Here is an 18,826-nt window from a genome sequence, read left to right as displayed (position 1 = left end):
ATAGTGTACTAATTTTTTACCACATTTGTCAATATTACAAACTCCTTAATAGAGGGAATCAACTCTTTTCAGCGTGAAGCGATTGCTCACCGGAGCCTAAATGGTGATTGACAAACCGGGCAGCAACAAACAGCAGATCTGACAATCGGTTCAGATAAACTAAAACGATCGGATTCACTTCTTCACCGAGCGAGACCGCACATCGTTCCGCTCTTCTCACCACCGTTCTAGCTACATGGAATGCAGCTCCCGAAGGGTGACCGCCGGGTAATATAAAGTTATTAAGCGCTCCAAGGTCAGCTTCCCACTCATCAATTTGCTTTTCCATGAAGGTGATATCCTCTTGCTTTATCGTCCATTTAACTTCTTTTCCTGCAGGCGTTGCCAGCTCTGCTCCTGCATGAAACAGGTCTGTCTGCACTTTATGAAACACCTGCTCCACTTTTTCTTTCCCGCTGAAATACTCACTTCTTAAATGGCTTAAGGCCATTCCAATCATAGAATTAGCCTCATCACATGAACCGTATGCCTCAACGCGAATGTCATTTTTACTGACTCTCTGCCCGTATATTAATGACGTTGTCCCCTTATCTCCCGTTTTTGTATAAATCCTCATCTTAATACCCTCTTTCAAAATCGATCGCATTAATAATCTTTGTTATTTTATATATATGTATGAAGGTTATGCTTAAAAATTTAACCAGACTTGGACCTTTTCATTTTCAGCCGGCAGTTTATTTAACATGCCCTAACAAAGTACCAAGCGTAAACTCAGCCATAAGAATTTCATTCCCATTGCATGTTTTGAAATGCATTTCATCTATTCCTGCTGACATCACCATAATCCACTTTAATTTTTTTATCTTATTAATTCTTACCCATGTGTAATAAATACTTAGCATCATAAAGGATTCCCCGCAGCTTCGAATCTGTCAATAAATAGAAAATCCCCTTAAGGAAAATCCAGTATTGCCTCTTCCTGCAGCTCTTGGGGGAGGCAAAATGGAAGAAACAATTTTCATAACTACCACTCCATCTTATTTTAATTCACCGTTTCACCCCATGCCGCTTGGCAAAAATAATAAACATAAAAAAAACGAACCTGTTCAGGTCCGTTTCGAAAAAGTATCTGAGGAGGTATGCCCTAATAAAATGATATGCAAAACTTGTTCTTCGGAATGGACAAAAGCCTTGTTCCGTTAAAAAATAGGCAACCCATTTGCGGCTAGGACAAATTCTCCTTTATATATTCCAGTGTCTCCTCGACATGCCCTTTTACCTTAACCTTGCGCCACTCTTTAACCAGTTTGCCTTCCTTGTCAATAATAAAAGTGGAACGTTCAATTCCCATGTATTCTTTCCCGAAGTTCTTTTTCAGTTTCCAGACATCATAGGCATCTGCCGCTTTATGTTCCTCATCCGCAAGCAGCAGGAAAGGCAATCCATGCTTTTCAATAAACTTCTCATGCCTGCTGAGCGGATCGGGGCTTATTCCTAAAACGACAGCATTCACATCTGCAAAATTATCATGATTGTCCCTGAAATCACATGCCTGGGTTGTGCAGCCAGGCGTCATGTCTTTCGGGTAAAAATAAAGAACAATATTTTTCCCGAGGTAATCTGATAACTTTACCTTTTCACCATTACTGGCCTCAAGCTCAAAATCCGGAGCTGCTTTACCGATTTCAATTGCCATTTTAATTCCTCCTGTTGAATAGGTTTCTTACTCTAAGCCTATCCAACTTTGTGGTCAAAAACAACTGATAGCATTATGAAACCCGGTCACCTGCATCAAATACTACCCTGGCAACAAATGCTGCCGGGATCACATAACCGATTAACGCTTCCAGTACGGCAATAAGCCTGCCTATACCAACAGGACTGATATCTCCATACCCAACTGAAAAAAGTGTTACCGCACTAAAATAGAAACCCGTCTCCAGTCTCTCGAGGAAACCAGTTTCCATATAGTCAGTGCCGTCCATTAAAACCACCAGCCCATGTAAATCAAGCCATATATATATAAGGCCAAACCCAATCATAATCGTTGCATACAAACTTATCAGATAAAGGAAATTCTCCACAGAAACCCATCTTCCCTTTATCTTGGCGGATGAGAAAAGAGTCTGCAGACTCATGATCATACACAGCACGATTAAAATCAGCGATAAATAAAATGCCATACTGCACCTCATTTCGAAATGCTTATCAATTCATTTATACGCTTATGGCCAGTCCTGTATGACAGCCTGTCTCTGAAACGTCTTTCTGCTTATACTCAGAATTTCCTCCCATAAAAAAAGCCAGGGATTTAACCCGTCTTTAATTGCCCGCACCGCGATAGCGCTTAACACCTGAATTCCAAGCCAGAATCGAAATGCTAAAGAATACTATACCGATTACAGGCGTTAAAAAGGAATACAAAAACCATTCCTCTTTCCCCAAAAAGTATGAAGCTGGATATACACCAACAAAGGCAAACGGAAGCACCCAGGTTAGGACGAAGCGTATGACACTATTATAAATATCAACCGGATACCTGCCATAATTCCCGATGTTGTACATCATCGGCATGATTGATGTTCTGGCATCCGCCCAAAAGCTGATGCAGGCAATCATGACAAAGATGCCACCGTACACAAGCATTCCACCTATCACAAATAAGAAGAATAAGAATGGATCTGTCCAGGATATCTCTAAACCAAGACTGTTTCCGGCGTAAATCATAACCGCAATTCCAGTAACAGCCCCAAAAAGAGATTCAAGTTCCATCCGTTCTAAAACGATTTGGAACAGACTATGGATCGGCCGGGTCAAAATCCTATCGAGTTCTCCTTTTACAATATATCTCTCATTAAAATCCCAAATATTAAAGAATGATGAAAACAGTGCATAGGGCACAAGGAAAAATCCGTAAATAAAGATAATTTCATCCCTTGTCCAGCCCCCAAGGAGAGTTGTATGGCCAAAGACGACTAAGATAAAAATTAAATTGACTGCCTGAAATAATAGATCTGAAAGGATCTCTACAAATAAATCTGCACGGTACTGCATTCTTGTTTTCATATATTGGGCGACATATTGAAAGAAAATGGCTATATAAAACATCTGTCACCCTCCTTGAATAATGAGCTGTTTTTTCGCTATGATCCACAGAACCTGAATTGGCATTATCAGAATAAGAACCCAGATCCCCTGCATAATGATAGCTTGTATAGCTTCGTTATTTGAAAAGCTATTTGTAAAGATCATGCTCGGCACATAGCTAATACCCTGAAAGGGCAGAAATCTTAATATATCCTGTGCCCAGACCGGAAAAAAGCTGATAGGAATCAGAAGACCGGAAAAGAGATCAATCACAACTCTTTTCGCCCGGATAAGCCCAGTATTATTAAATAAGAAGAAAGTGGTAATACCTGTCAATAAATTAATTTGCGTATTTATAAGAAAACTTAATAAAATCGATACCGCAAAGAAAATCCAGGTAGTCCAATCCGCAGAAAATTGGAGCGGAAAAATGAACGAGACAATTGCCATTCCCGGAACCGAGAAAAAGAAGAGACGGAATATCCCTTCACCCAATCCCTGCATCGTTTTCATGCCCAAATAATTATATGGGCGGATCAGTTCCACCGCTACTTTTCCTTCTTTAATCTCAGCAGCCATTTCCCTGTCTATATTATTAAAGTAAAATGCCCTTGCCATCCACGCTACAGCCACATATGTCGACATCTGGATCACAGACATTCCCTCAATCGCATCTTTTTCTTCATAAATGGCGCTCCACAGGAAATAGTAAGCGCCAATATTAATACTGTATATCAGAATGCCTGTATAGTAATTCGTCCGGTAGGCAAGCATCATCAAAAAGCGGATCCGAATCATTTCTATATATTTATCCACAGGAACACCCCCGGTTATAAATAAATCCTTTCATTAAGAGATCCCCCGGTCATAAATATTTCTAATTATTTCCTCTGTTGAAGTTTCTTTAATATTGATGTCTTTCACTTTCAAATCCGCCACGACTTTAGCGATAAGCAGGGAAATCAGTTCATCATTATCCTCCACAAAGGCGGTAAAGATCGCTTCTTTCTCATCCTTTTCCCATTTTACTTCAGATGATGCCGTAATCTTGTTTAAATCAGCAAGGCCCACTTCTTCAAGAAATTGAAATTCTATTTCCTTCCCTTCTCCCCATTTTTCCTTCAGGCTTTTTAATGCTCCATCATAAATGATTTTACCGTCATCTAACATAACAACTCGTTCGCATAACGCCTCAATATCCGAAAGATCATGAGTGGTCAGGAGAATAGTTGTATTATATTTTTCATTTATTTCCTTTAAGAACTCCCTGATTTTCAATTTTACAAGCACATCTAGCCCAATAGTGGGCTCGTCTAAAAACAGCAGCGGAGGATTATGGATGAGTGCTGCTGCCAGCTCACACCTCATTCTCTGCCCGAGTGAGAGCTTCCGGACCGGTTTATCGAGCAGAGGTTCAATATCTAAGGTTTTGATAACATGCGCCATATGGCTGTCGTATTGCTCATCAGTAACCTTGTACACCTTCTTGAGCAGCCTGAAGGATTCCTGTACAGCAATATCCCACCAAAGCTGAGATCTCTGGCCGAAGACAACTCCAATCGTGCTGACGAATTTTTCACGGTCTTTATGAGGGTTCATTCCATTCACAATCACTTCACCGCTGGTTGGGGTTAGAATCCCTGTCAGCATTTTTATGGTGGTTGATTTCCCCGCCCCATTTTCACCAATATACCCAACCATCTCCCCTTGCTTTACATTAAAACTGATATTGTTAACCGCTGGCACAATCTTATAATTCCTTGTAAGCAAATCACGGAAAGCACCTTTTAATCCTGAGCGGCTTGAATATGCTTTAAACTCCTTCTTTAAGTTGCGTACTGTTATTGCATCATTCATCATTACTCCTCCTGCCAATTAATGCCCTAATGAAATAGTTTAGACAAACAGCGCATTCTTCACAACTAGATTGCTCCATTTCCGCTTTCTAAAATACAGAATAGTCCGCCTTCCCCTTAGATTGGACGAAGCCCCTTCCAAACATGTTAAAATAATGATGAACGTATAATTGGATTTTATCAGGAGGATTAACATGCAATTTACTAATTCTGAACGGCTGCATAAACAGGCTTTAGAACATATTGTCGGCGGGGTGAACAGTCCTTCCCGCTCCTATAAAGCAGTTGGAGGCGGCTCGCCGGTTGCAATGGAACGTGCACAGGGCGCTTATTTCTGGGATGTGGACGGAAATCAATATATTGATTATCTGGCTGCATACGGTCCCATCATTACCGGGCATGCCCACCCCCATATTACAGAAGCAATAAAAACAGCAGCTGAGCGCGGAGTATTATATGGAACTCCTACACCACATGAAGTGAAATTCGCAGAAATGCTAAAGGAAGCAATGCCTAATTTGGATAAAGTCCGCTTTGTGAACTCAGGAACTGAAGCGGTCATGACCACGATCCGTGTTGCAAGAGCCTATACGGGCAGGGACAAAATCATTAAGTTTGCAGGCTGCTATCACGGCCATTCCGATCTTGTACTGGTTGCTGCAGGGTCAGGGCCGTCAACACTTGGAACTCCTGACTCTGCCGGGGTTCCAAAGAGCATTGCCCAGGAAGTGATCACAGTTCCTTTCAATGAAATCGAACCATATAAGGAAGCGCTGGAAAAATGGGGCGACCAAATCGCTGCCGTCCTGGTGGAACCGATTGTCGGCAACTTTGGAATTGTTGAACCCAAACCAGGTTTTTTGGAACAGGTTAATGAATTAACACATGCAGCCGGGGCACTAGTCATTTATGATGAAGTCATCACAGCATTCCGGTTTATGTATGGCGGTGCCCAAGACCTGCTAGGGGTAAAACCAGACTTGACAGCTATGGGGAAAATCATAGGCGGCGGCCTTCCAATCGGTGCGTATGGCGGGAAGAAGGAAATCATGGAAACAGTAGCTCCGTTAGGTCCTGCATATCAAGCAGGTACAATGGCTGGTAATCCAGCTTCGATTCTGTCAGGAATTGCATGTCTCGAAGTATTGAAACAGCCTGGTGTCTATGAATATCTGGACCGGCTTGGCGAATTGCTTGAAAAAGGCATTAGTGCAGCTGCTGAAGAACATAACATTCCCATAACAATTAACCGATTAAAAGGCGCCCTGACAATCTACTTTACGGAAGAAAAAGTTGTGAATTATGAACAGGCGGAAAATACAGATGGAGAAATGTTTGCAAAATTCTTCAAGCTGATGCTCAATCAGGGAATAAACCTGGCTCCATCAAAATATGAAGCATGGTTTATGACAATTGCGCATACCGAGGAAGATATCCACGCAACAATTCATGCGGTTCAAAACGCATTTCAGCAATTAAAAGGCTAATAAATATTCATATTTTTATACATTAACGGGAGCAGAAATGCTTCCGTTTTCTTTAACTTCAGTAATGAAAACGTTTACAAACAAGGCGATTTTTTATACACAAACTAATGTCCCCCTTCTAATCATATCCAACTTTTTGTATAAATAATTGATTTCTGAAAATTCATATGATATGATGGGAGAAATCTTTTGTGTAAGAGCGGATTACGCTGGCATAAAGAGTTTAATATATTATTAGACTGTCCCGAATAATCGAACAATTCATTTAATAAATGCCTATGCATTTATCCTTTCAAAACAAGATTAACTTTGCAGCAGCCTCATTTAAAACCCGTAAACACTAAATTTTTATAGATTACTATTTTTCAGGAGGTGAACGGCTTTAAGGCACAGCCTTATTTTCAGCCGAATTTTATGACATTACAGCAATGGAGTCCTTCACTTTTTAAAGAGTTTCACCGCCAGGAGCACGATGCGTGCGGCATTGTTTCTGCAATGGAGAAAAAGAAAGTCCCAACCCGCGAGAATATTTTCAGCTGTATCAATGCACTCGTTACGATGAATCACCGTGCCGGTTTTATAAATGGAGAAGGCGACGGCGTAGGGATTCATATTGATATCCCAAGAGAGCTATGGAAAGAAAAGTTAAAACAAGCAGGAGCTGATCCTAAAGCAGCAGAAAAGGAAGGATTTGTCGTTGGACATGTGTTCATGTCCAGAAAGCAGGATACTGAATCACTTAAAGCCATTTTGCTGCAAAAGCTTGCTGACGCAAATCTAATGGTTATTTATGCATCTGATGAAGTAACCGAGTCCTCAGCTTTAGGTCCCATTGCCATTCAGGAGAATCCTGTATTCTGGCAGTTTGCCTGTTTAGCAGAGGAGACTGGCGGAGAGCTTTCCAAGAAGCTCTTTGAATTGATTGTTGACTTTGAAGAAGACGAACATGTTCATGTCGCTTCCCTTAGCCAGCATCATGCTGTATACAAAGTAATGGGAGCGGGAGACATTCTGCCTAAATACTATCATGATTTAGCAAGCCCGCTTGTTGCTTCAACAATGACGCTTGGGCACAATCGCTATTCCACTAACACATTATCAAGCTTTTTCCGCGTGCAGCCTTTTAGTGTGTTAGGACATAACGGAGAAATCAACACGATTGCCAAGCTTAGGGATGAAGCCAAAATGGTTGGCGTTCCACTTGTAAAAGACGGCAGTGATTCTCAGGATTTGAGCAGAACACTTGAAACATTTATCTGCAGGGATGGATTTACCCTGTTTGAAGCAATGGATGTTATGTTCCCGCCTATCGTGAATGAAATCAAATCATACCCTGATCACCTTCAGGATATGTACGCCTATATCCGTGAAGCATGGGGACATTTTGCTCAAGGTCCAGCAGGAATTATTTCCCGTTTTGCCGATGAAGCTGTTTTCAGTGTCGATGCGCTGGGTCTCCGCCCGCTTTGGATGCTGGAAACTGAAAGTTCTTATCTGTTCTCTTCTGAGCCTGGTATCATCCCATCCAGTGAATATGTAAATGAACCTAAGCCGCTTTCACCGGGTGAAAAGGTTGGTTTAAAATGGGACGGAGATACACTTGCAGTATACGAACACAGCCATTATCAGGCTGAAGTTTTTGACAGATTTTCAAAGCGTGTGAACACTGATAACTTCCGGATTCGCCTGCAATCTCCTAAACTGGAGAAAACCGTCTCTGTAAACTATCCGGATAAGATTCATAACGGGCAGTATAAAGCTTTCGGCTGGGAGAGAGACCATGTCCAGCTGGTAGAGCAAATGGCAGAAAAAGGAGCGGAGCCAATTCGTTCTCTTGGACACGACTCCCCTTTAGCAGCACTAAATCCTCAGCGGAAAAACATCGCAGATTTTATTAAGGAAAGTGTTGCTGTCGTTACAAACCCTGCCATTGACCGTGACCGGGAAACTGAGCATTTCTCAACCCGCACGATTATCGGCCAGCGTCCTTCTTTATTTGAAAAACAGGAGCCAGGGGCCGTAATTGAATTGCAGACTCCTATTTTAATAGAAGGCAAAGCAGGCTTTGAATGTTCCGTTGAACTTAATCAGCCGAGCTACGATCAGGTAACCTGCTTCTATCAGGAACAAAAGCTGATATCTTATTTGTCTACCACATTTACGAAAGATGAAACGGTAAAAGAAGCTTTAGACCGTTTATCTGCAGAAGCAGTTGATGCTGTCAAAAATGGCAAAACCCTGCTTGTACTAGACGACGCCAATGCTCATCAGGAGGACGCTTACTGGATTGATCCGCACCTTGCGCTCTCTGCGATCGATCAAGCTCTTGTAAAAGAGGCTGTGCGCCGTGAATGTTCCCTATTGCTGCGCTCAGCTTCAATCAGATCGCTTCATGATATCATCACAGCATTCGGTTTAGGCGCTGATATTATAAGTCCTTACTATATGTTTATGACAGTTCTTGGCGAATCTGAAACACCGCTGAAGAATTTATATTCAGCTCTGACTAAAGGACTGGAAAAAGTCATTTCAACAATCGGCATTCATGAATTAAGAGGCTATGGACGTTTATTCTCTGCCATTGGTCTTCACGAAGAATTAGCCGAATACCTGAATATAGTGAATTTCTTCGGATCTAAGGAGCTTTCATTTAGCTTTAGCGCTTTAAAGGAAGATGCATTTGCAAGAGCAGAAGATTACCAGAATGAAAAAGAACGGATCGGAAAAACATTCAGCCTTTTCCCCCGAATCTGGAAAGCGATCGGCGAAGTTGCCTCAACTGGTGACTACAATGCATATAAGGAAAAAATCACAGAACAGGAAGACCAGAATCCAACAACAATCCGTCATTTAACCGGATTTAAGGAAACTGCTTCTCATTTAAATCCTGAGGATATCAGCCTGCATGTGGGCGAGCATGACCTGCCATTTGTCATTTCCTCCATGTCATTTGGATCTCAGAATGAAACAGCCTTCAGAGCCTATGCTGAAGGTGCTGACCGCTTGAACATGGTCAGCCTGAATGGCGAAGGCGGAGAAATCAAGGATATGCTTGGAAAATATCCGAGAACCCGCGGACAACAAGTGGCATCAGGACGCTTCGGTGTTAATGCCGAGCTCCTTAATTCATCCAACCTGCTGGAAATAAAAATAGGGCAGGGTGCAAAGCCTGGTGAAGGAGGTCACCTTCCTGGATCCAAGGTAACTGCAAAAATTGCCGAGGCACGTAATGCAACAATTGGATCGGATTTGATTTCACCTTCCAACAATCATGACATCTACTCGATTGAAGATTTGGCACAGATGATTCACGAGCTTAAAACAGCCAATGACAAAGCTAAAGTTGCGGTAAAGGTGCCAGTTGTGCCGAATATTGGAACCATTGCAGTCGGGATTGCAAAAGCTGGTGCCGATATAATCACACTGAGCGGTTTTGACGGAGGTACAGGGGCAGCAAGAATTCATGCCTTGCAGCATGTAGGCCTTCCGGTTGAAATTGGTGTTAAGGCAGCCCACAATGCCCTTCTGGAGGCAGGAATCCGCGATAATGTGGAGCTTTGGGCTGATGGCGGAATCAAGAGTGCAGCAGACGTATTGAAGGTTATGCTGCTAGGTGCTAACCGTGTAGGCTTTGGTACACTTTCCATGCTTGCTATCGGCTGTACAACATGCCGCGGCTGCCATCTTGATACTTGCCATGTTGGTATTGCAACACAAATTGATTCAGAAGCACAGGCGAAGGAACATGGTTTAAGAAGGTTTGTTCCTCGTCAATTCGACCTTGCTGTCCAAGGCATCATGAACCTGTTTACTGCTTTTGGCAACGAACTGAAAGCACTGGCAGCTTCAATTGGTGTAAAAAACCTGCAGGATGCAGTTGGACGTTCTGACCTGCTTGTACAGATTAAGGGCCAGGATCAGCTTGATCTGACTCACCTTCTGAAAACACTTGAAATCGGCCAATTCTCAGTCCAGGAAACACCTGAAGCACTAAAGGAAGCCCAGCTGCAGGTGGCTGTTGGAGCAGAGTATCTGGATGCAAGTGTGGAAGAATTACATCAGTCACGTGAGTTCCATAGCATCACTTCCGAGCAGCGAGTACTGGGAAGCCGAGTATCCTGCCACCGTGTAAGAGACAGACTCGACGGTTCTTATAAAACTCTTCCGCAAGTTGATTTGAAATACAAAGGCGGATCCATCCCGGGCAATGGCCTTGGAGCTTACAACAGTTTCGGCATCAACATCGAGGTTGCTGGAGGAGCACAGGATGGCATCGGAAAAACTTCTTTCGGCGGACAAATTAAAATCTTTAAAGCAAAAGGCAAGAATGGCAAGTTTTATAATGGCTCTGTTGGTAAAGGCTTTGGTTATGGCGCTCAGCAAGGTTTGCTTGTGGCACAAGGAAATGCTGACGCCCGTGCCGGAATCAGATTATCTGGAGCAGACATGATTATCGGCGGCCAGCTGCAAAAGCCGCTGCCTGAAAAGGAATACGGCAATATCGGTTCAAATGCAAATATTAAAGGGTTTGCCTTTGAGTATATGACTAATGGCCGAGGCCTGGTTCTGGGTGATGCTGGTCCATGGATCTGCGCAGGAATGACAGGCGGTGTTGTTTACCTAAGACACCAGCCGGAAATGGGCTTAACAAAAGAAGCCATCCAGCGCAGAATTGCCAAGGGAGCAAAAGTCTCTGTTACTCCTCTTTCCGATAAAGGAAAGGAAGATGTAAAAGACCTGCTTGGCCAATACGTTGCACTGTTGAACGATCAAGGCCAGGAAGAAGAAGCCTCAAAGCTTGCTTCCCTTCTTAATCATCCGGAAGACCACTTCGTTCAAGTCATTCCGGTCAAAGAACAGGCAGATCCTTCTGTTTCCACAGAGTGATGACCAACCAAGCCCCATCCGTTTCAGCGGATGGGGCTTTTAGTCTTAGTTTGGCTTTTTTATTCTGTTTTGGCACAACTCCCAGTTTCTTTCACTGCTTCTGTGCTTCGTCCAGCGCACTATTCCGCTCCTTGAGTTCCTTTCGCTACTTCCCCACTTCGCCAAGCGGCACTATTACGCTCCTTGAGTTCCGCTGTTTCAGTGCTCCCCCAGCGGCAATATTCCACCACATGATTTCCATCACTGTTTCCGTGCTTCGCCAGCCGCACTATTCTCCGTTCTCTTAAACTTTTCACATCGTTTAGGCACCTTTATCTTTTTTACAACTTTTAATAAAAATTTCATGAAAATGCCCCTTGAACTTCTTTCCATATCCCTGTATAGTACAATATTGTTTAATAATGAGCAAAACCGTTTAAAGTATGTATAATTACTGTAATTACGGTTTAATTCAACTTGCTTTTTAATGAACCACAAGATAAAAAATCTTAAAGAAAGAAAGGACATTTATTGTATGAAACTTGGCGCCCGCATACTTAAGACGGGAATCGCAATCATTCTAGCTCTTTTATTATCGGAACTCTTTCATCTGCCTGCTCCAATCTTTGCAGGAATTGCAGCTATTTTTGCTGTTCAGCCGACTATTTACAGATCTTATCTATCTATTGTTGAACAGATCCAGGGTAATGCGATCGGTGCAGTAATTGCCGTGATTTTCGTGCTATTATTCGGCAACGATGTCTTCATTATAGGTCTGGCAGCTATTATTGTTATCACGATTAATCTAAAGCTTAAAATCGAAAACACGATTGGACTGTCACTTGTAACCCTGATTGCCATTATGGAAACACCTGGCGATACCTTTTTGCAGTTTGCACTTATTCGTTTTTCAACCATTATGCTTGGTGTATTATCGGCTTTTATCGTTAACCTTGTATTTCTTCCTCCTAAATACGAAAATAAACTTTACTTTAAAATATCCAATAGCACGGAGGAAATTACCAAATGGATCAGGCTAAATATACGGCATGCGTCTGAACACAAACTGCTCAAAAACGATATTGATAAAATGAAAGAAAGCAATGTGAAGCTTGATCAGCTGTACTTAATGTATAAAGAGGAAAGAAATTATTTTAAACGCAATGATCAGGTTAAATCCAGAAAACTCGTTATATATAGGCAAATGATCTCGACTGTTAAACGCTCACTGGAAACGTTAAAAAAGCTTCACCGCTATGAAAATGATCTGCTGCAAATGCCAGAAGAATTTCAGCATGCAGTTCAGCAGCAGCTTGATATCCTTATCCATTATCATGAACACGTCATGCTTAAATTTATTGGAAAAGTCCGGCCGAATGTAGTTTTTGAGGAAGGCGACTTCAGCCTGAGCAGAAAGGAACTGGTGAACCTTTTCCTGGCTCAGCATAAAGAGTATGAGCATGATGAAGAGTCCATTCTCCCTCATATCATGCAAGTTGTATCAGCTATTGTTGATTATGATGAACATGTGGAACACCTTGATAAGCTTATTTCCAGTTTTCAGGCATATCATAAAGAGGAAAATGAGGTTTCAATACCGGAGAACTCCGAATAGCCGGGGGATATAAACTAACAATCATAGGAAAAAGCAGCTGATTTCAGCTGCTTTTTTTGTTAGTTCTTCATTCTTGGGTCAAGTGCATCCCTTAATCCATCACCCATTAAGTTAAAACCTAGAACCGTAAGCATAATCGCAAGCCCGGGGAAAATCATCGTCCATGGAGCCTGTATTAGATATGCCTTAGCATCAGAAAGCATTTTTCCCCATTCAGGATTTGGCGCCTCTGCACCAAGGCCAAGAAATCCAAGGGCAGCACATTCAATGATTGCTGTTGCGATGGCAAGTGTTCCCTGTACAATAATCGGAGCCATGCTATTTGGGAGCACATGCCTGAAGAGAATCCGGCTGTTGCTCATTCCGATCGCTTTTGCGGCCATTATATATTCTTCCTGTTTTACACTCAGCACCCTTGAACGAATAAGTCTGCCAAAGTTAGGAATATTGATTACCGCAATGGCAATCAGGGCATTTCTCAATGATGGGCCAAGCACTGCCACAATCGCAATGGCCAGCAAGATGCTTGGGAAAGCCAGCATGATATCGAAAATGCGGGAGATAATTGTATCAACCCATTTGCCATAATACCCTGCTACTACACCTAAAAGGCAGCCAACTACAATAGATCCGATTACGGCCAGAAACCCTACCCATAAGGAGATCCTTGCCCCATAAACAACTCTTGAGAAGATATCCCTGCCGAAGTCATCCGTTCCAAACCAATGCTCGCCTGATGGTGCCTGAAGCCTTTTTGACAGCATTTGCTCATTAATTCCCTGCGGCGCAATAAGCGGTGCAAATACAGCCAGAAGAATAAAAAATAATACAATAATGGTGCCAATTAAAGCCAGTTTATTTTTTCTAAAGCTCCTCCATGCTTCCACCCAGGGGGAAACTGCTTTTTCTTCAGCTGGCATAATAGGCGGCTGAAGGTCTTTTTGTGTTGAAAGTTCCAAGTCCGTTCCCCCTCCTTAATTATATTTAATGCGCGGATCGATTGCTGCATACAGCAAGTCCACAATTAGATTGATCATGACAAAGATAAATGCAATGACAAGTATGCCTGACTGGATAACAGGATAGTCGCGATAATTGATAGCCTCATAAATATAACGTCCGATACCCGGCCAGCTGAAAATCGTCTCTGTTAAAATCGCTCCTCCAAGCAATAGTCCCATTTGAAGACCGATAATTGTAAGAACTGGAATGATGGCATTCTTTAACGAGTGCTTATAAACGACCCAGAACATTCTTAAGCCTTTTGCCCTCGCCGTCCTGACAAAATCAGATCTCATTACTTCAAGCATCGTAGAACGTGTAATTCTCGCAATGATCGCCATTGGAATTGTCGCCAGGGCAAATGCCGGCAGAATCAAGTGTCTGATAACATCCCAGAATTGATCCATTCTTCCCTGCAGGAGGGTATCAATCATATATATGTTCGTAATGGCCGTAATCGGATTTCTTACTTCTTCCCTTCCTGAGGTAGGAAGCCAGTCCAGCTTAATGGCAAATGCCCACTGCTCCATTAAACCAAGCCAGAAGATTGGCATGGAAACACCAATAAGTGCAAGCACCATTGCCACATAATCAAACCAGGAATTCTGATACCATGCACTGATGATTCCGGCATTCACACCGATAAAAACAGCAATTAACATGGCAACGAATGTAAGTTCAATTGTTGCAGCCAGATACGGCCAAATTTCCTGGCTAATTTCTGTTTTCGTACGGAGTGATTCTCCAAGGTCCCCCGTGAAGAGCCCGCCAAGGTATGTAAAATATTGAAGGTACCAAGGCTGATCAAGCCCCAGCTGCTTCGTTAATTCCTCTACTGCTTCTTTTGTTGCCAATTGTCCCAAGATAATCTGTGCCGGATTACCAGGAATTGCCCGAATCATAAAAAAGACGATAAGGGAAAGCCCCAGCAAAACTGGAATAAGGGAAAACAAACGTTTAAGTGTATAGGACAGCATTGCCATTTCACCTCTCTTGAAGGTTGTCTAAAATTTGTTGGAATAGAAAAGGGAGCTACAGAACTGTACTCCCTTTTCCTTGAATATAAGAAGTATACCTATCTCACTTGAAAAGCATCTTATTTTAATTCTACAGTTGCCAGTAAATCAGAACCTGTTGGATGCGGCTTGAAGCCTGTGATATCAGCCTTGCCCGCAAGGATTGGCCTTGAGTGGACAAGCGGAATCCATGGAGCATCTTCTTTGATCAGAACCTGAGCCTGTTTGTAAAGCTCTTCACGCTCTGCCTGATCCGCACTAGCCTGAGCCTTTACAAGCAATTCATGCACCTCAGGGTTTTCATAGTAAGTGTAGTTGTTGGAGCCGATGCTGTCCTGGTCAAGAAGCACATATAGGAAGTTATCAGCATCCCCATTGTCGCCAGTCCATCCTAATAGGAATGTATCAGCTTCACCATTCTTGGCTTTATCCAGGTAAGTACCCCACTCATAAGTAACGATTTTTGCTTTAACACCGATTGCATCAAAGTTGGCTTGAAGTGCTTCAGCCACTTTTTGTCCATCCGGCATATATGGTCTAGGAACCGGCATTGCCCATAGTTCCATTTCAAATCCATTTTCATATCCTGCTTCTTTTAAAAGTTCTTTAGCCTTTTCAGGATCGTATTCATAATCTACAACATCATCGTTATAGCCAGCTACAACTGAAGGCATTGGGTTTTTCGCAGGCTCAGCTGCACCAGCATAGAAAGCATCAATTAGCGCTTGCTTATCAACAGCATAGTTCAATGCCTGGCGGACTTTCTTATCTTTTAATGGTCCGCGGGTGCTTGTCAATCCAAGGTAAGCTACGTTTAATGATGGACGTTCAAAAGTTTGAAGGTCCGGGTTTCCTTCGATTTGGCCAACATCACTGAAGTTAACACCATCGATTAAGTCTACTTCACCTGTAGCCAATGCATTTAGACGCGCAGAGTTTTCTGGAATAACACGGAAGATAACCTCATCAAGCTTTGGAAGACCTTCCTGCCAGTATTCTTCATTTTTCACAAGAGTAATGCGATCGTTTGCTTTGTATTCCTTAAATACAAATGGTCCTGTCCCAACCGGGTTGTGAAGGAACTTTTCACCGTGCTTTTCAATAGCAGCCGGGCTGGCAATTCCAAATGGTGACATTGCAAGGTTCTTTAAGAATGGTGCAATTGGCTTATTTAAAGTAAATTCAACTGTGTAATCATCTACAGCTTTTACTTCAGAGATCTTGTCTCCGAACTGAGAGTTATAGTAATAGAACTGTTCAGCGTTTCCAGCTTTCCATCTTTCAAAGTTAAAGACAACCGCTTCGGCATTAAAATCAGTTCCATCGTGGAACTTTACGCCTTCACGAAGCTTTAATGTATGCTTTAGCCCGTCTTCACTTGCTTCCCATTCAGTAGCAAGGCCAGGCTGAATTTCTGTATCCTGCTCACTAAATTCAATCAGAGTTTCATAGATGTTTTTTGTAACTTTAAATGACTCACCTTCTGTTGTGATAGCGGGATCAAGCGAAGTAGAGTCACCGCCTCGGCCAAATACTAATGTGCCGCCTGAAGACGTTTCTTCTGTATCTGTACCTTTCTCTTTATCCTTTTCGTCTTTCGTTCCGCTGCTTGAGTTGCTGCTGCAGCCGGCAAGAGCCAGTGACAGAAGCAAAGCTGCAACAAGAAACCAAATGCCATTGCGCTTTTTCATTGTTTTCCCCCTTTTTTCTTTTGCCGGTATCGGCTATTAACCTATTTATCATCCATGCAGTTCTGCCCTTTTTATAGCTCAGCTATAAAGATGGCAGGCTGCAAAGTGACCTGGTTCTATTTCCTTCAGCTGCGGCCTCTCTGTTTTGCAGATCTCCATGCATTCTTTGCATCTTGTATGGAATGCACATCCTGTTGGCGGATTCTGCGGACTTGGAATGTCCCCAGTCAATAGCTCCCTGTCTTTCTTTAAAGTCGGATCAGGGATGGGAACTGCACCAAGCAAAGCCTTTGTATACGGGTGCAGCGGTTTATCGTAGAGCTGGTCAGATGTTGTGATCTCTACTAATCTTCCAAGATACATAACACCAACTCTATCACTGATATGTTTAACAACCCCGAGATCATGGGCAATGAATATATACGTCAGCTGGAATTCCTTTTGCAGATCTTCCAGCAGGTTGAGCACCTGTGATTGAATGGATACATCGAGAGCTGAAACAGGCTCATCTGCAATGATCAGCTTAGGCTTGGTCATCAATGCTCTTGCAATTCCAATCCTCTGTCTTTGGCCGCCGCTGAATTGATGCGGATAGCGCTTGGCATGGTAGCTGCTGAGGCCGACAACCTCAAGCATCTCCCTTACCCTCCGTTTACGCTCTTCCTTATTGCCGATTCCGTGGACAATGAGAGGCTCCTCCAAAATCTGCTCAACTGTATGGCGCGGATTTAAGGAAGCAAAAGGATCCTGGAATACCATCTGCATTTCCTTTCTCATTTTGCGCATTTCCGCCGAGTTGAGGGCAGTCAGATCCTTGCCTTCAAAAACTACTTTTCCCTCTGTTGGTTCTATCAGGCGCATCAGCATTCTGCCCGTGGTTGATTTGCCGCATCCTGATTCACCGACCAATCCAAGCGTTTCACCTTTATTGACGAAGAAGCTGATATCGTCAACCGCTTTCACATCGCCTTGTTTTCTTCCAAACAGACCGCCGGATACTGGAAAATACTTTTTTAACTGATTAACTTCCAACAGCACTTCGGTCATTAATGACACCCCCAGACTCATGCAGGAAACAGCGCACCGTATGCTGTTCTGCTTTTTCGACATTGTAAAGCGGAGGACTTTCCGTCATGCAGCGGTCATGGACAAATTCACAGCGCGCTGCAAAACGGCATCCAGTCTTGATGGAGCCCGGTTTTGGGACATTTCCCGGTATGGAATATAGACGCTCCTTCTTTTCTCTTACATCAGGCACTGATTGAAGTAGTCCCTGGGTATAAGGGTGCTTTGGGTTTTTGAATATCTCTTCTACCGGAGCCTCTTCCACTATTTTCCCTGCATACATAACAATTACCCGTTCACAGACTTCAGCTACTACCCCTAAATCATGTGTGATCATAATAATAGCTGTATCCAGTTTTTCATTTAGATCCTTCATTAAAGATAGAATCTGGGCCTGGATTGTAACGTCTAAAGCGGTCGTCGGCTCATCCGCGATCAAAAGGCGCGGATGGCAGGACAAAGCCATGGCAATCATTACCCTTTGCCTCATTCCCCCTGAGAGCTGATGGGGGTATTCCTTCATAATCTGCTCTGCCCTTGGCAGTCCAACAAGCTTCAGCATTTCAACTGCCTGCTGGCTCGCGGCTTTCTTTTTTAATTTTTTATGTAATTTGATTCCTTCTACCAGCTGATCTCCAATTGTAAATAAAGGATTTAATGAAGTCATCGGCTCCTGGAAAATCATAGCCACTTCATTGCCTCTTAATTCACGCATTCTTTTTTCTGATGCATTAACAAGATCTTCTCCATCCAAGAGGATTTCGCCGCCCGTAATTTTTCCCGGGGGCTGTGGAATCAGCTTCATAATGGAGAGTGATGTAACACTCTTTCCACAGCCCGATTCACCTACAATTCCAAGAATTTCACCCTTGTTAACCGAGAAGCTGATATCGTCCACGGCGGGAACTTCTCCATCTGAAGAAAAAAAGGAAGTCCTCAGCTGCTTTACATCTAAAACTGGAGCTTGAGTCACACGGATACTCCTTTCTTGAACGTCCTTTTCTATGAAATGGGACATTTTTAACAATATTGGACCTTAGGTCACTATCTTTTTTTCATTCTATAAAAAAAGATTGGTTAAGTCTACTCATTTTTCTAAATTATTTAAATATAGTAAACATTATATATTTTTGGACATGAT

17 protein-coding genes are annotated in these 18,826 nt (G+C 42.7%); 4 read left to right on the top strand and 13 right to left on the bottom strand.

Annotated elements, in window-relative coordinates:
- Positions 1-58: 58 nt before the first annotated feature.
- Positions 59-616, bottom strand: a complete 558-nt coding sequence (locus tag MKY20_RS27310) for a cob(I)yrinic acid a,c-diamide adenosyltransferase (protein ID WP_217025724.1) — start codon at positions 614-616, stop codon at positions 59-61.
- 118 nt (positions 617-734) lie between these two features.
- Positions 735-905, bottom strand: coding sequence for a hypothetical protein (locus tag MKY20_RS27305; protein ID WP_009335856.1), 171 nt, complete (start codon positions 903-905; stop codon positions 735-737).
- 97 nt (positions 906-1,002) lie between these two features.
- Here MKY20_RS27305 and MKY20_RS27300 point away from each other — a divergent pair, with 97 nt between their 5' ends.
- Positions 1,003-1,203, top strand: coding sequence for a hypothetical protein (locus tag MKY20_RS27300; RefSeq protein ID WP_139266800.1), 201 nt, complete (start codon positions 1,003-1,005; stop codon positions 1,201-1,203).
- A 22-nt stretch (positions 1,204-1,225) separates the two neighbouring features.
- Here MKY20_RS27300 and bcp read toward each other — a convergent pair whose 3' ends face one another.
- The 5 genes from bcp to MKY20_RS27275 all read right to left on the bottom strand — a co-directional run bounded on the left by bcp (position 1,226) and on the right by MKY20_RS27275 (position 4,944).
- Positions 1,226-1,696, bottom strand: a complete 471-nt coding sequence (bcp, locus tag MKY20_RS27295; RefSeq protein WP_019383514.1) for a thioredoxin-dependent thiol peroxidase — start codon at positions 1,694-1,696, stop codon at positions 1,226-1,228.
- A 73-nt stretch (positions 1,697-1,769) separates the two neighbouring features.
- Positions 1,770-2,183 (bottom strand): potassium channel family protein, encoded by a 414-nt coding sequence (locus MKY20_RS27290; protein ID WP_009335854.1) that lies wholly within the window; start codon positions 2,181-2,183, stop codon positions 1,770-1,772.
- Positions 2,184-2,322: 139 nt separating this feature from the next.
- Positions 2,323-3,108 carry an ABC transporter permease gene (locus tag MKY20_RS27285; RefSeq protein WP_009335853.1) on the bottom strand — a complete coding sequence of 262 codons (786 nt, stop codon included), beginning with the start codon at positions 3,106-3,108 and terminating at the stop codon, positions 2,323-2,325.
- A 3-nt stretch (positions 3,109-3,111) separates the two neighbouring features.
- Complete coding sequence (locus MKY20_RS27280; RefSeq protein ID WP_341004432.1) at positions 3,112-3,903, bottom strand: ABC transporter permease; 792 nt, start codon at positions 3,901-3,903, stop codon at positions 3,112-3,114.
- Positions 3,904-3,936: 33 nt separating this feature from the next.
- Positions 3,937-4,944: an ABC transporter ATP-binding protein gene (locus MKY20_RS27275; RefSeq protein ID WP_009335851.1), complete on the bottom strand. Its 1,008-nt coding sequence runs from the start codon at positions 4,942-4,944 to the stop codon at positions 3,937-3,939.
- Between the two features lie 193 nt (positions 4,945-5,137).
- On the opposite strand from MKY20_RS27275, the gene MKY20_RS27270 reads away from it, so the two are divergent.
- Positions 5,138-6,430 (top strand): glutamate-1-semialdehyde 2,1-aminomutase, encoded by a 1,293-nt coding sequence (locus tag MKY20_RS27270; RefSeq protein ID WP_284951415.1) that lies wholly within the window; start codon positions 5,138-5,140, stop codon positions 6,428-6,430.
- A gap of 414 nt (positions 6,431-6,844) precedes the next feature.
- A complete protein-coding gene (locus tag MKY20_RS27265; RefSeq protein ID WP_341004431.1) occupies positions 6,845-11,317 on the top strand; it encodes a glutamate synthase-related protein in 4,473 nt (1,490 codons plus the stop codon).
- A gap of 119 nt (positions 11,318-11,436) precedes the next feature.
- Here the strand turns inward: MKY20_RS27265 and MKY20_RS27260 are convergent, their stop codons facing one another.
- Entirely contained in the window at positions 11,437-11,613 is a 177-nt protein-coding gene (locus MKY20_RS27260) for a hypothetical protein (RefSeq protein WP_009335848.1), read from the bottom strand.
- Positions 11,614-11,831: 218 nt separating this feature from the next.
- Here MKY20_RS27260 and MKY20_RS27255 point away from each other — a divergent pair, with 218 nt between their 5' ends.
- On the top strand, positions 11,832-12,911 hold the full coding sequence (locus MKY20_RS27255) for an FUSC family protein (protein WP_009335847.1): 1,080 nt from the start codon (positions 11,832-11,834) through the stop codon (positions 12,909-12,911).
- A gap of 59 nt (positions 12,912-12,970) precedes the next feature.
- On the opposite strand, the gene nikC is transcribed toward MKY20_RS27255, so the two are convergent.
- The 5 genes from nikC to MKY20_RS27230 all read right to left on the bottom strand — a co-directional run bounded on the left by nikC (position 12,971) and on the right by MKY20_RS27230 (position 18,658).
- Entirely contained in the window at positions 12,971-13,831 is an 861-nt protein-coding gene (nikC, locus tag MKY20_RS27250) for a nickel transporter permease (RefSeq protein WP_050807843.1), read from the bottom strand.
- A gap of 54 nt (positions 13,832-13,885) precedes the next feature.
- A complete protein-coding gene (locus MKY20_RS27245; protein WP_009335845.1) occupies positions 13,886-14,890 on the bottom strand; it encodes an ABC transporter permease in 1,005 nt (334 codons plus the stop codon).
- Between the two features lie 119 nt (positions 14,891-15,009).
- Positions 15,010-16,620, bottom strand: a complete 1,611-nt coding sequence (locus tag MKY20_RS27240) for an ABC transporter substrate-binding protein (protein WP_341004430.1) — start codon at positions 16,618-16,620, stop codon at positions 15,010-15,012.
- 78 nt (positions 16,621-16,698) lie between these two features.
- Entirely contained in the window at positions 16,699-17,667 is a 969-nt protein-coding gene (locus MKY20_RS27235; protein WP_009335843.1) for an ABC transporter ATP-binding protein, read from the bottom strand.
- Positions 17,642-18,658 carry an ABC transporter ATP-binding protein gene (locus MKY20_RS27230; RefSeq protein ID WP_009335842.1) on the bottom strand — a complete coding sequence of 339 codons (1,017 nt, stop codon included), beginning with the start codon at positions 18,656-18,658 and terminating at the stop codon, positions 17,642-17,644. The genes MKY20_RS27235 and MKY20_RS27230 overlap by 26 nt, the downstream gene beginning before the upstream one ends.
- Between the last annotated feature and the right edge of the window lie 168 nt (positions 18,659-18,826).

This window comes from Cytobacillus sp. FSL W8-0315, from assembly GCF_038002905.1.
In the GTDB taxonomy this organism is placed as follows: Bacteria; Bacillota; Bacilli; order Bacillales; family Cytobacillaceae; genus Cytobacillus; species Cytobacillus pseudoceanisediminis.
This window is presented reverse-complemented; position numbering and strand designations above follow the sequence as displayed.

Excerpts from the sequence above, each read along its gene's own strand:
- MKY20_RS27310 (WP_217025724.1), bottom strand. The coding sequence starts at position 616 with ATGAGGATTTATACAAAAACGGGAGATAAGGGGACAACGTCATTAATA.
- MKY20_RS27305 (WP_009335856.1), bottom strand. The coding sequence starts at position 905 with ATGATGCTAAGTATTTATTACACATGGGTAAGAATTAATAAGATAAAA.
- MKY20_RS27300 (WP_139266800.1), top strand. The coding sequence starts at position 1,003 with ATGGAAGAAACAATTTTCATAACTACCACTCCATCTTATTTTAATTCA.
- bcp (WP_019383514.1), bottom strand. The coding sequence starts at position 1,696 with ATGGCAATTGAAATCGGTAAAGCAGCTCCGGATTTTGAGCTTGAGGCC.
- MKY20_RS27290 (WP_009335854.1), bottom strand. The coding sequence starts at position 2,183 with ATGGCATTTTATTTATCGCTGATTTTAATCGTGCTGTGTATGATCATG.
- MKY20_RS27285 (WP_009335853.1), bottom strand. The coding sequence starts at position 3,108 with ATGTTTTATATAGCCATTTTCTTTCAATATGTCGCCCAATATATGAAA.
- MKY20_RS27275 (WP_009335851.1), bottom strand. The coding sequence starts at position 4,944 with ATGAATGATGCAATAACAGTACGCAACTTAAAGAAGGAGTTTAAAGCA.
- MKY20_RS27270 (WP_284951415.1), top strand. The coding sequence starts at position 5,138 with ATGCAATTTACTAATTCTGAACGGCTGCATAAACAGGCTTTAGAACAT.
- MKY20_RS27265 (WP_341004431.1), top strand. The coding sequence starts at position 6,845 with ATGACATTACAGCAATGGAGTCCTTCACTTTTTAAAGAGTTTCACCGC.
- MKY20_RS27255 (WP_009335847.1), top strand. The coding sequence starts at position 11,832 with ATGAAACTTGGCGCCCGCATACTTAAGACGGGAATCGCAATCATTCTA.
- nikC (WP_050807843.1), bottom strand. The coding sequence starts at position 13,831 with ATGCCAGCTGAAGAAAAAGCAGTTTCCCCCTGGGTGGAAGCATGGAGG.
- MKY20_RS27245 (WP_009335845.1), bottom strand. The coding sequence starts at position 14,890 with ATGCTGTCCTATACACTTAAACGTTTGTTTTCCCTTATTCCAGTTTTG.
- MKY20_RS27240 (WP_341004430.1), bottom strand. The coding sequence starts at position 16,620 with ATGAAAAAGCGCAATGGCATTTGGTTTCTTGTTGCAGCTTTGCTTCTG.
- MKY20_RS27235 (WP_009335843.1), bottom strand. The coding sequence starts at position 17,667 with ATGACCGAAGTGCTGTTGGAAGTTAATCAGTTAAAAAAGTATTTTCCA.